The 11,067-nt window shown below is 66.6% G+C and carries 9 protein-coding genes and 2 pseudogenes; 5 read left to right on the top strand and 6 right to left on the bottom strand.

Translation table 11 applies throughout. The features are described 5' to 3' along the window. Positions 1-123: 123 nt before the first annotated feature. The 4 genes and pseudogenes from ACFPZJ_RS37465 to ACFPZJ_RS37450 all read right to left on the bottom strand — a co-directional run. Positions 124-246, bottom strand: a pseudogene (locus ACFPZJ_RS37465) (PadR family transcriptional regulator); the annotation flags it as partial. Between the two features lie 113 nt (positions 247-359). Further along, the gene (locus tag ACFPZJ_RS37460) at positions 360-932 is read right to left on the bottom strand and encodes a S1 RNA-binding domain-containing protein (protein WP_381031229.1); all 573 of its coding nucleotides are present in this window, start codon (positions 930-932) and stop codon (positions 360-362) included. Positions 933-977: 45 nt separating this feature from the next. Beyond that, positions 978-2,096, bottom strand: a complete 1,119-nt coding sequence (locus ACFPZJ_RS37455; protein ID WP_381031232.1) for an IS630 family transposase — start codon at positions 2,094-2,096, stop codon at positions 978-980. Positions 2,097-2,556: 460 nt separating this feature from the next. Continuing rightward, positions 2,557-3,669: a pentapeptide repeat-containing protein gene (locus ACFPZJ_RS37450; protein ID WP_381031227.1), complete on the bottom strand. Its 1,113-nt coding sequence runs from the start codon at positions 3,667-3,669 to the stop codon at positions 2,557-2,559. Between the two features lie 280 nt (positions 3,670-3,949). On the opposite strand from ACFPZJ_RS37450, the pseudogene ACFPZJ_RS37445 reads away from it, so the two are divergent. Together ACFPZJ_RS37445 and ACFPZJ_RS37440 are read left to right on the top strand one after the other, a co-directional pair. After that, positions 3,950-4,072 (top strand): annotated as a pseudogene (locus ACFPZJ_RS37445) (FG-GAP repeat protein); the annotation flags it as partial. Positions 4,073-4,118: 46 nt separating this feature from the next. Beyond that, positions 4,119-4,457, top strand: coding sequence for an FG-GAP repeat protein (locus ACFPZJ_RS37440; protein ID WP_381031225.1), 339 nt, complete (start codon positions 4,119-4,121; stop codon positions 4,455-4,457). Positions 4,458-4,764: 307 nt separating this feature from the next. Here the strand turns inward: ACFPZJ_RS37440 and ACFPZJ_RS37435 are convergent, their stop codons facing one another. Then, entirely contained in the window at positions 4,765-7,317 is a 2,553-nt protein-coding gene (locus tag ACFPZJ_RS37435) for a DEAD/DEAH box helicase (RefSeq protein WP_381031223.1), read from the bottom strand. A 746-nt stretch (positions 7,318-8,063) separates the two neighbouring features. On the opposite strand from ACFPZJ_RS37435, the gene ACFPZJ_RS37430 reads away from it, so the two are divergent. Continuing rightward, positions 8,064-8,597 carry an NUDIX hydrolase gene (locus ACFPZJ_RS37430; RefSeq protein ID WP_381031221.1) on the top strand — a complete coding sequence of 178 codons (534 nt, stop codon included), beginning with the start codon at positions 8,064-8,066 and terminating at the stop codon, positions 8,595-8,597. On the opposite strand, the gene ACFPZJ_RS37425 is transcribed toward ACFPZJ_RS37430, so the two are convergent. After that, the gene (locus ACFPZJ_RS37425; protein WP_381031220.1) at positions 8,575-9,915 is read right to left on the bottom strand and encodes a hypothetical protein; all 1,341 of its coding nucleotides are present in this window, start codon (positions 9,913-9,915) and stop codon (positions 8,575-8,577) included. The genes ACFPZJ_RS37430 and ACFPZJ_RS37425 overlap by 23 nt on opposite strands. 112 nt (positions 9,916-10,027) lie before the next feature. Here ACFPZJ_RS37425 and ACFPZJ_RS37420 point away from each other — a divergent pair, with 112 nt between their 5' ends. Beyond that, positions 10,028-10,270: a hypothetical protein gene (locus ACFPZJ_RS37420; RefSeq protein WP_381031218.1), complete on the top strand. Its 243-nt coding sequence runs from the start codon at positions 10,028-10,030 to the stop codon at positions 10,268-10,270. A gap of 620 nt (positions 10,271-10,890) precedes the next feature. Then, positions 10,891-11,064, top strand: a complete 174-nt coding sequence (locus tag ACFPZJ_RS37415) for a hypothetical protein (protein WP_381031216.1) — start codon at positions 10,891-10,893, stop codon at positions 11,062-11,064. Positions 11,065-11,067 lie beyond the last annotated feature (3 nt).

The following is an 11,067-nucleotide window of genomic DNA, read 5'->3' as shown; positions in this document are numbered from 1 at the left end:
ACGGCTCGATGAGCGACCACAGTTCGTCCGAGACGATCCACGGCCGTGACTCCCTCTTCCCCACGACAAACCAACGAGCAACCAGGACGACAGTCACATGATCAACAGCTTCTGTTAGGACCTCTAAGTGCGGCGCTTGCGCCCACTGACCATGCTCCACGTGCTGACGAGCAGCCCAGCGGCCTCCAGTCGCCGCAGTGCCGGGTACAGCGTCCCGGTGGCAAGATCGAGCGCGCCGTCGCTGCGCGCCGCTAGTGCTGTGGCCGCATAGGTTCACCGGGTTGGGGCGTGTGCTTCCCTTTCACCGAGCAGGCGCTTGGGAACGCTCGTGCAAGGGAAGCTGCGGGAGCACGGAAGGGTCACTGGTGCTCGGATGAGGCTTGTCGGCGGGAGAGGGCCGGCCTGCGTCGCTCTCGGTCGATCTCGGTGATGACGACCGTGACCTCGTCGCCGACGTGGACGACATTCGATGGAGTTTGCACGGGCGTCCAGGTGAGCTCTCGCAGGTGGACCAGCCCCTCGATTCCGTCGGCGACCTGGACGAAGACGCCGAATGGGACCAGCTTCGTGACCTGCCTGTGCAGTTTCTGCCCTACCGAGATGCCGCTGGCGAATGCTTGGGAGGGGTCCGGCTGCGTCGCTCGCAAGGACAGTCTGGCCTCCAGGTTCCACGTGTCGAACTGGAGGAACTCGCAGGAGATTCGCTGTCCGACCTGCACGACGTCGGAGGCCGCTTCAAAACGCCGCCAGGACAGTTCGGGAATCGTGATGAACCCGACGCCGGGGAAGACCGGGTGGTCGGGGCCGTCGTCCAGCGCTACGAATACGCCGAACCGTTCGATCGCTGTGACGGTGCCGGAAAGGAGCTCACCGCAGCGCAGTGACTCCAGGAACGTACACAGTTCTGGGTTTTCAGACCATCCGCCCATCATGCATCCCAGCCTTTCACGAGGAGCTGTGCTGGGCGGGAGGTGCGGTCACGCTGCGGTTTTGAGGGGGCGCCCGCCCCAGCGGACGCCTTTCTCGCATCGGATGCGGGTGCGTTCTTTGCGTTCGGCCGCCAGGACCTCCCGGTGGGCGTTGGCGTTGCGCCAGCGCAGGTAGGCGTGCAGGGCCTGGGTCTGCGCGGTGTGGTCGGGGTGGTTGGAGTTGGCGATGGTGAACTGCCTCAGCGGTCCGAAGTGTGCCTCGATCTGGTTCGCCCAGGAGGCGTAGGTCGGGGTGAGGCACAATTCGACCATGTGCTTCCTAACCCAGCGGCGGATGTCGGCGCCCTTGTGGGCGGACAGGTTGTCCATGATCACGTAGATCGGTGTGCCATCAGGCCGGGCGGCGCGGATCGACCTGAGCGCGGCCAGCGTGTTCGCGGCACCCTTCTTGCGCCGGTTGACGCCCCACAGGCGGTCATCACCGACCGAGTAGCAGCCATGGAAGTAGCGCACCCCGTGGGTGCGGTGGTAGGTGGCCGGCACCCGGTCGGGATGTTTTCGTCCCGCGCAACGCGAGCCCGGGGTGGGTCGGATCCCCAGTGGGCCGAACTCGTCGAAGGCGAACACCCGGCCCGGGAAGCGGTCAAGGACCTCCTCGATCCGGTCCAGCTTCACCTCGCGGTTGGGGTCGGGGGATTCCTTCCACGTCTTGATGCCCTGGAAGGTGACACCGCGGCGGGCGAGCAGGCCGCGTAACGCCTCACGGCCGATGCGAATCACCCGGCCGTGGACTTTCCGCAGGTAGGCAGCGAGCTTACGCAGCGACCAGCGGGTGAAAGGCCGGCCGAGCTTGGTCGGGCGGCTGGTGGCCGTCACCACGACGAAGTCCTCGTCGTCACGACTGAGCAGGCGGGGACGGCCTCCCGCCCATCGAGGGTCCAGGCAGGCCAGGCCGATCTCGTTGAAACGGTGGATCACGTCGCGAACGGTGTCCTCGTCGGCCTGCACCAGCTGGGCGATCACCGGCACACCATTCCCGCCAGCCGAGGCCAGCAGCATCATTGCGCGCCGGTAGCGCACCGAGTTGGTGCTGCCGCAGCGCACGATCTGCTGCAGCTTCTGCCCCTCCTGGTCGGTAAGTCTGCGCCCACGGACGGGCTCAGCCACCGCGCCTGCAGCGGTCGGATCTGACGTCACCGCACATCCAACCGCCACGACCACCAACCCGGCGAACCTATGCGCTCAAAGCATCAGCAAGGGTCAGCCCGGCACCATGCGGCGCCGGGCTAGCCTGTTGGGTCGGTTGGTGGGGAATGAGGCGCATCGGGACTGTGAACGTGTCCTGCCGTCTGCGTTCGGCACGGACCCTGGCGTAGCCTCCCATGCGCGGCTCCGCCGTCGCCCACTCCAGCCCGAGGTCGGCCATCTGCTGGAGGTTGTCCGCGGTGAGCTTCCCGCGCTTGGACCGGGTCTTCTATGAGGACACTCGACCTTGACCTCGGTGCCGCCTCCAGCCTTTCCAGGTGGGCTCGGGGGCTCGGATACCGTACGGTCTGCCCCACACCGGCCTGGAAGCTCGCCACCGAAGATTACGGGGCAACTGGCCGAGCACCTGCTGAAGGGTGCGTTAGCGCAGGGATGGAGGTAGCCCGCGTGCGCCATGGAGCTTCGCACCGGTGAGCTTCACACCGGTCAGTTTGGCTCCTGTGAGGTCCGCATACATCAGGTTCGCGCGTGAGAAGTCCACGCCGCGTAGGTCAGCATTGGTCAGGTCGGCACCTTCGAGGTCCGCGTCAGCGAGATTGGCGTCCTTCTCGAACGGGCCAAACTCATCCTCCAGCGCCTTATCTGCGGTGCTCAACTTCGCTCCGTGCAGGTTCGCCCCGATGAGCTGCGCACCGGTAAGGTTCGCCTCTACCAATTTCGCATTGGTCAAATTTGCTCCGTCGAGTCCTGCACGCGTCATGTCGGCGCCAATGAGCGTCGCGTCAGTGAAGTTGTTCCCTCCCGAGGACGCGTCCACCTCACGCAAGTTTGCCCAGTTGAGATCCGCACCTGTCAGGTCCGTCTCGGCAAGATGCGCGAAGTTCAGGTTTGCGTCTTGCAAGACAGCACGGCTCAGATCCGAGTGCTCAAGAGTCGTGTCGTGCAGGTTCGCATCAACGAGCCACGCGTTGTGCAGGTCAACGCCGCCGAGAACTGCGTGGCGTAGGTCGGCGCCCCCCAAGGTTGCCCATGAGAAGGGCACGCGGGTATCAGGCACATCCCCAGAGCGCCTGATCTTCGCGGCTTCTTTGAAGGTCCACGCCGATAGTTGCAGGCCACGGAGATCAGCACGGGTCCAATCCAGCTGCGCTCTCCCGTCGCGGTCTGGTGAGCGGTCCGCCAGCACGTTCATCACTGCCGTGATATCGGTGGCCAGCTCAATTTTGTCCTGCTCCTCGAGCGACTCGTCCTCTTTGGCGAAGCCACTCTTGGGGACGCGCGCATGCTGACGCACATAAGCGGAAAGGACCGAGATAGTCCTTGGCTGATCACGGGCGGAGTCCTGCATGAGGCGCTCCAAGGCATAGATCCCTCCGAAGCGCACGTCCAGCGAGGTAGACCCCAGGTTGCTGACCGCGTCGTTGAAGCGGCTGGTAATGTGGCCCTGTTCGGCGATTCGCACGTCCTGCCAGGTGAACAGCAGCGCCGCCAACGCAGCAAGACCGGGCATGCCGGCAATGAGCAGGGTGAGCAATTGCAGTCGGTTGGCCCCGCCAACGCTGTGCGGACTGCCTCCGCGACGCTTTCCTTTTCCCTTGGCTGACCGCAGGTGTGCGATTCGCCTCAACCGTCCGGTGCCAGTGTTGCTCTTCACAGGCACATAGCACCCCACAGCTTCCCAGCACCGTACGACGCCACGCAGCTCAACCACCCGATCGCCTTGTCTGAGCAATCTGGAGATCGAAACGCCAAGCCCGCACCCTGACGCATGACCGGGGCTACGCCCACCAGCACACTGGCTGCGCGGCGGCACGGTGGTCCGCGTCGGTCTTGCGCGGGCGGAAGGGGGCGGGGGCGAGGCCGAGGACCGCTTCGGCGGCGCGCTCTCGGTGGGTGACGCCAACGGCGACGGCTACGCGGACGTGGCCGTGGGCGCCGCGGGGGAGGACCTCAGCGGCCAGCGGGACGCCGGATCGGTGACCGTTGTTCTACGGCTCGGCGAGCGGCCTGACAACCACGGGCTCCCGGCTCATCTCCTACAACACCTCGGGCGTGCCCGGTGCCGCCGAGACGGGCGACGACTTCAGCTCCGCCGTCCGCCTTGCCGACGTCACCGGAGACGGCCGGGCCGAGCTCGCCATCGGCTCACCGAACGAGAACTCCTACGGCGCCGTCTGGCTGCTGCGCGGCAACTCCTCGGGCATCAGCACCAGCGGCGTACTCAGCGTTAGCGCCCGCGACGTCGGCGTCACCACCTCGGGCCAGGGCTGGTTCGGCATCGCATTGGCCACCACCGGGGAGCAGCCCCGTACCCCGGCCTGACGGCTGGGCCCCCGGAGTGTCGGGTAGCCGGAGCACGGTGACGTGCTCCGGCTACCCAGCGCAAGCTCCCGCATCGACATGCCGCCCCGATGGTCACGTCGGATCGCCGCGTACAGCTCGACTTTCGACATCCGTGGCATGACCAGCACCTTTCACCAGGAACATCCCGATACTGCCCCGGCAAGAGACCCGGTGCCTCCCGAACTCATTAACCTCACCCAACCACGGCTTGTCGGCTCATCGGGTAACGGGGCACAGCCCTTGTGGCGCGAGGAGTGCTTCCACGCCCGACCTGCCGCCGCGCCGCCTACGTCCAGCGCATGCCGATGGCGGAGAGCTGCTCGATGCGTTCGGGGGAAAGTGTCGCTGCCCTGCTCCGCTGGTTGCTGGTCCAGGCACCCAACTTGACCTGGTGTTCTTCCTGGCCTTCGCCGTCGCGATCGTCGTTCCCGTCCCCGGTGCGCCTGATGATGATGGTCTCGACGTGTTTCCTGGGTACGCGAAGGTGCCCCTCGCGATCGTAGAACTGTCTGGCGGCGGCGTAGTTCATGGTCCACTTGTCGGCCTGCGTACGGCGCGGGCGCGGCTTCTCCTCCTCGCCAGCGGGTTGGATGCCGAGGATGTGTTCGCACATCCATTGCTGCACCGTGGTGAGCTTGTCCCACCCAAGTCGCTGCGCCCTGACCCACCGGCCAAGGTCCTCGCCTTGGCGTACGACGATGCCCGGCTCCATCGGCAGTGCGCCGCCAGCTTCGAGGTGCAGCCGTGTCAGGTGGAAAGCGCGTTGCCATTCCCCGGGCCAGGCGGGGCACCAGGATGGATCGATCTCGTCCAGTTGTTCGCGTCGCTCGGCTGACAGCACCCACGCCGTCGTCGGTTTTACGGGCAGTCCTTCGGCCTGTCGCTGCTCGGCCTGCATGCCCCGGCGGGCGGCGGCCCTGGCGTTCTTCAAAAATGTGCCGATCTTGAAACCCTTGTGCGTGGCGTCGAGCGGGGCCAGAAGGTGGCCGTGTTCGGCTGCCCACCCACGGGCCGCGGTGAGCGCCTCTTCCCAGGCGACGTCGTGGTGCGACCACACCATGCCCAGCTTCACCAACTGCTCGATGCGGTCGGCGTCCATGTCCCCGCGGGCGTAAAACCTTCGAGCGTCGGCGATCCATTGCCCCAGTGGGAACGCGGCGAGGGAGGCTGGCCATCCCTCGGCTTGGGCCTGCTGGCTTCCACTGGCGGGGACGCGGTACGTAAACGGCACCTTCAGGTCCCCATGGAGCCGTTGGTACAGCGTGGCGGCTTCGATGCCGCGTCGCCAGTGGGCGTGTTCGGGGTCGAGGACCCGCAGGTTGATGAACGCGGCCAGCTGCGCGGGGTCACGCGGGCTGGAGAACTTCAGCAGCTCTCTGGCCGGCACCGACACTCGGTCGCTTCGGTCGCTGTCGGCTCCCTCGCCCTCCTCACTGCCCGAGCGGGTTTGTACGCCCCGTACACGGCTTGGCGCCTGCTGCTGCGCCAGAGCCTCCACGACCCTGGCGTCATGCGCCCTGAGAGCTTCCAAAAGCTTCGCGAGGCCGCCATACGCCCGGCTGGTGAGCATGTTGTCCGGTGTTTCCCCGGGCCCCAGCAGGACCGGAACGACGAGGGAGGCGATCTTGCCCTCGCCGGGCTGCATCCGCAGCGCCCGGCCCACGGCCTGCACCAGGTCCGGCATCGAACCGCGCACGTCCGCAAAGTACACGGAGTCGCAGTTTCGGGTGTCCACACCCTCCCCGAGCACCTTCACCGAGCTCAGGAAGCCCTTCTCCACGACCGTGCCGTCCGTAGCGATCCCATCAGCGAACTCACCCAGGACACGGCGCCGGTGGTTGGGCTTGTGGTCACCGCACAGCCAGTCCGCCCAGATCGTCGCCGGGTACAGCTCCGAGTCCGCGTCATGCAGCTGCGCCGCGACGTCGGGAAGGCCGGCCGCGAAGGCTTCGGCTTCCTTGACGACGTGATGGAAGGTCAGGGTACGGCCGAAGCCTTCCTCCGCGGACGCCTTCACCAACGCCGTCTGCAGCGCCGCGAGCCGCGCCCCGCGTACCTGCTCTGACCGTCCGTCCGCGCCGAGCAGGACGGCGGCCTGGAGCTGGGTGTCGGTGACGTCCACGCACACCACCTGGTAGGGCGCGCAGATTCCCCTGTCGATGGCCTCCGACAGGGTGAGGGTGTAGCAGCGGGCACCGAACGGCCCGTCCGGGTTGTCTTCCATCGAGGCCACCAGCTCGCCCGGCGCGCCCTGCTCGGTGTCCTCCTCCAGCTGCCACAGCCGGGGCGTGGCGGTCATGTAGAGGCGGCGCAGGGAGGGGATGCGGGTGTTGTCGTGGAGGACCGCCCAGGGCTTGCCGATCCGGCCGGACGTCCGGTGCGCCTCATCGACCACGATCAGGTCCCAGCCCGGTAGGCCGGCGGCGTGCGCGCGTTCCAGCGTGCCCAGCCCCAGCGACGCGTACGTGGCGAACACGGTCACCTTGTCGAACGGCCGCACCCAGGCAACCAGCTCGTCCACGTTCGTGGTGTTGGGGAAGGACACCTGATCCCCGCGCAGGGAGGAGACCCCGATCATCGGCCCGCTGCGGCCGCCCTCGCGCCACGCGGTCTCAGTCTGGGCAAGCAGGTCCAGCGACGGCACCAGCACCAGCACACGGCCCGCCTGGAGCTCCTCCGCGCTCCGGATGGCGACGAGGCTCTTGCCCGATCCTGTCGCCATGATCACCTGAGTCCGAAGCCCACGCTCGGGCACAGTCGATCTTGCAGGCAATTCAAGCGCGCGGAGTACCGCGTCCACAGCTGCTCGCTGGTGGGGGCGGGGTTCCTTTGCTGCCATTCCGATCAGCCTTCTCCCTCTGGCCGGGCGCGGGGGACTACCATCAGACAGCACGAACCGGCACCTACTGACCTTGAATGCGTGATGTCGTTATGGTCTGGCGCGGACGAGTCCGATCCCGGCAAGGCAGCCATCGAGCACGTCGCTGCGGTACTGGAGCCGGCGTAGGCCCTGCCGGACGGCGCTGATTAGGTCATCAGGATCTGCGCAGGCGCGGTTGACCAGGGTGGTGCGCTGGAGGATGGACCAGATACCTACAACCGGGCTGAGGTCGGCGAATACGGCGGCAGCTGGTAGACGGTCAGCAAGTTCCGCTCGGCGAGGAACTGTCTCTGGGGTTGCCGGCAGCTCCTTGGAGGCGCCCCCAGTTTGAGGCCTTGGCTGCCGAGACCTCGCAACCCGGCCGGACAACTCGCGCATCGCGCGCGTCCTGGCGCACGGCTGCTGAGCGCGTAGGAAGACCACCAGGCGCGGACCGGCCGACGGTGCGGTCTCGTCCGCGGAGTCAGTCAGTTCCGGGGTCATCCGCCCGTGCCGGAGGTTCGACGCCTGGAGCCACATGCCGCGCAGCGTGCGGCAGTAGGTGATGTGGTCGCCCGCCTCGTCAGCGAGCCTGGGCGCCTGGACGTAAGATCAAGTAACCCACTCGGTTGACCCGCTGACGATTTCGTCACTTTGACATGAATGCCACCTGGCGTGCCGCGTCGGTCTGAGATCCTGAAGACCGATCGAGAGGGGCCGCAGGTATGGAGTGGAAGACCCACGGTGAGCGACAGATCTACACCAACAGGTGGGTGAGTCTGTGTCTGGTAGACGTGCAGCAGCCTGACGGGCGCAGGTGGGAGTACCACGTCGTTCGCCTCCGGCATCTGGCCGTGGCCGCCGTGGTCAATGACCGCCAAGAGGTGCTGATGATGTGGCGGCACCGCTTCATCACGGACTCGTGGGCGTGGGAGCTGCCCATGGGCCTGGTGGAGAAGGGGGAGACCCCGGAGGAGGCGGCGGCTCGCGAAGTCCTGGAAGAGACGGGCTGGCGCCCTGGCCCCATCAAGCCTTTGATCTACGCTGAGCCGGCCAACGGCATCACCGACTCGCAGCACCACGTCTTCCGTGTGGACGGGGCGACCTACGCCGGGCCGCCCACGGAGAAGAACGAGTCGGATCGCATCGAGTGGATTCCCCTCGCTGAGATCCGGGGCATGATCGACCGCCGGGAGATCGTGAGCAGTGGATCGCTCGTGGGGCTGCTGTACCTGCTCATGGACGAGGCGACCCGCTGACTGGGGGTAGAAGTTCCCGTAGCCGCGCTTCGAAGGCCAGGGCTACGGGCTCCTGCCTGTGCGGGGCCAGCTGCCCGTAGAACTCTCGGAGATGGCCTGACACACGCTCAGAGGCGACGGCGGACGCTGGTTTCAGCGCTTGCGTGGCGGTGTGGCATGCCTGGTCGAGCTTGCCCTGGTAAAGCTGTGTACGGGCCAGCCAGAAGGAGTGAAAGGCGCGGCCTCGCCGGTTGGTGCGGTCCTCCCGCCGCAGGGCATCCGCGATCAAGGGTTCGGCGGTCGCTGCTTCACCCAGTTGGCTGTGGGCGATGCCCGTGTCCACGAGGAGCTTCGGCTCATCGAAGTATGTCACCCATGACGGATCCGGGTCGCTCGACCGAATCTGCTCGAAATATCGGTGCGCTTCCCCGATCGCCCGATGAGTATCGTCGCGGTTCCCGAGGGTGGCATGGGCGAACGCTTCCCGCGTGGAGAGCATCGAAAGGACGCGCGGGGTGGTGCCGAGTGCCGAGCGGGCCTGGTCTTGGGCGGCTGTCACCAGTGCCAGGGAGTCCGCGGGCTTGTTCTGGTAGGTGGCCTGCAAGCTCATGCTTGCGAGGACGTTGGCCATGAATTGCCGGTCGTCGATCTCCTTGGCCAGTTGCAGGGCCTCGTTGAAGTACGCGCGGGCCTGGTGGTACTGGCGGGCGTCGAAGTACGTCCAGCCGGTGAGGCGTGCCAACTCGGCCGCGATGCCGTAAAGGCCGTTCTGGATGGAGGGTGGCCGGTTCTCCTTCAAGAGACCGGCGACATGCCGGAGCTGGCCGACGATGGCCGGCCTCAGCGCCTCGCCGCCGTGCTGGTCGTCTCGTCGCCAGTAGTCCTCGATGGAGGAGCGGAACGCTTCAAGAGTTGCTGCGCTGAGCTTCGTTCGCGTGGCCAGAGCCAGGATGCTGTCGACATCGGGACCAGGCAGTGATGCTGGGGGTCGCTGCTCGGGCTCCGACAGTTGCGGCGCCTCTCGCTCGGAGACGGCGAGGGCCTGAGGTGTCTCCCACGGTCTGCGGGCAAGCCCGAGCATGTGCCCTGGGATGCGTAAGCCGTCCGAGATCCGCTCGATTACGTCCATGTGCTGCAACTGTCGTCGCCCTGCTATCACTTCGCCGACGCGGCTCGGAGTCAGATCGCAGCGCCGGGCGATCATCGAGGGGTAGATGCCGGCCATGGACTTCACCAGTCGGAAGACTCTGGCGAAGTCCCTTACCCGGCACGCATCGATCATTTCGGGATCGGTGAGCAGCCTGGCAGGCAGTTCCTGCGGCCGGTCGGCGTCGGGCATTGGGTGGCTCCCCACTTCGAGGGCTACGCAACGTCGCTGGGTCTCTACTTGTTGCGATGTTATCCAAGTTGGGTAATCAGCCTGACCTTTTGGCAGCGGTCCCCAGATCGCGATGCTCCTGTGCATGGCGAGCAAGCAGCAGACCAGACCAGGCATCGGTGAACTGGCGAAGGACACCGTTAGTGGGCGTATCGGCGTCGTCATGGGTGAGGTTGGCGGCCGTGTGCAGATAAGGCCGATCGGTGGCGGCAAGGAGTGGGACGCCATGCCAGGCAACGTTGTGCCACCGAGTGCGAGGGAGGAACTAAGTACACGTCTGGCCATCAGGAATGGCAACAGGCGGGCCAGGCTGTGATGCGCACCATCGGCCGATACGCGGGAGTCCTCTTCATCATCATGATCAGCGGGTCGTGTGGCCTGGTGATCGGCATGGCTCTCGCCATCGGCCAGTAGACCGGCCGCCCCGGACGGGTGCCAACTCCCCGGCTTTCTCCTTCCCCGTCCGGGGTCGCCTTCCAAGCCCGCCTCCTGGTCATTGTCGAGGCAAGGCTCGGCGACCGATGCGGGCGGCAAGCGCCATGTACCGCACACACGACGGAGTAGTCGCATGACGGCAACGGTGAACAATCGGAGGACCGGGCGCGCGGTGGCTGGTGAGGAGCTGTTCGAAAGCTTCACGGCTTTCATGATCGTCCACAACGGGCAGTCGCTCGAGCGGGCCGAGCCGATCGCGGACCAGGCGGTCGCCTTCCTGGTCACGCAGCCGGATCGCGATGGAACACTTCCCCTGTGCGGGCTGCACCAAGCCTGCTGCCCGCGACGAGCGCGGCGTGCTGCGGGTCCTTTCCCTCCTCGACGACGCCGTGGGCACGCGCTGGGAGGCGTGCACTCAGCGATCCCGCCGAGGTGCGAAGCCTGCGCAATGACGGCGCCGCGTCCATGCCCTGTGCTGCGAGCAGGCATGTGAAGCTCCGCGTGCAAGAGGCCGAGCCGATCGGTGACCGAAGGACGCACCACCCCCGCCCCGGCGGGAACAGCGCGCCCAAGAGGGCCCTGGTCCTCTACGGCTGGCCCGACATGCCGTTCGTCGCCCGCCAGGCCGTGCTGCGCCGCACCACCGCAGCCGCCTTCGCCGCGGCCATCCCCTGACGC

The organism is Streptomyces bullii, assembly GCF_042657145.1.
Lineage (GTDB): Bacteria > Actinomycetota > Actinomycetes > Streptomycetales > Streptomycetaceae > Streptomyces > Streptomyces bullii.
The sequence above is the reverse complement of the archived record's forward strand: the minus strand, read 5'-3'. Positions and strand labels throughout refer to the sequence as shown.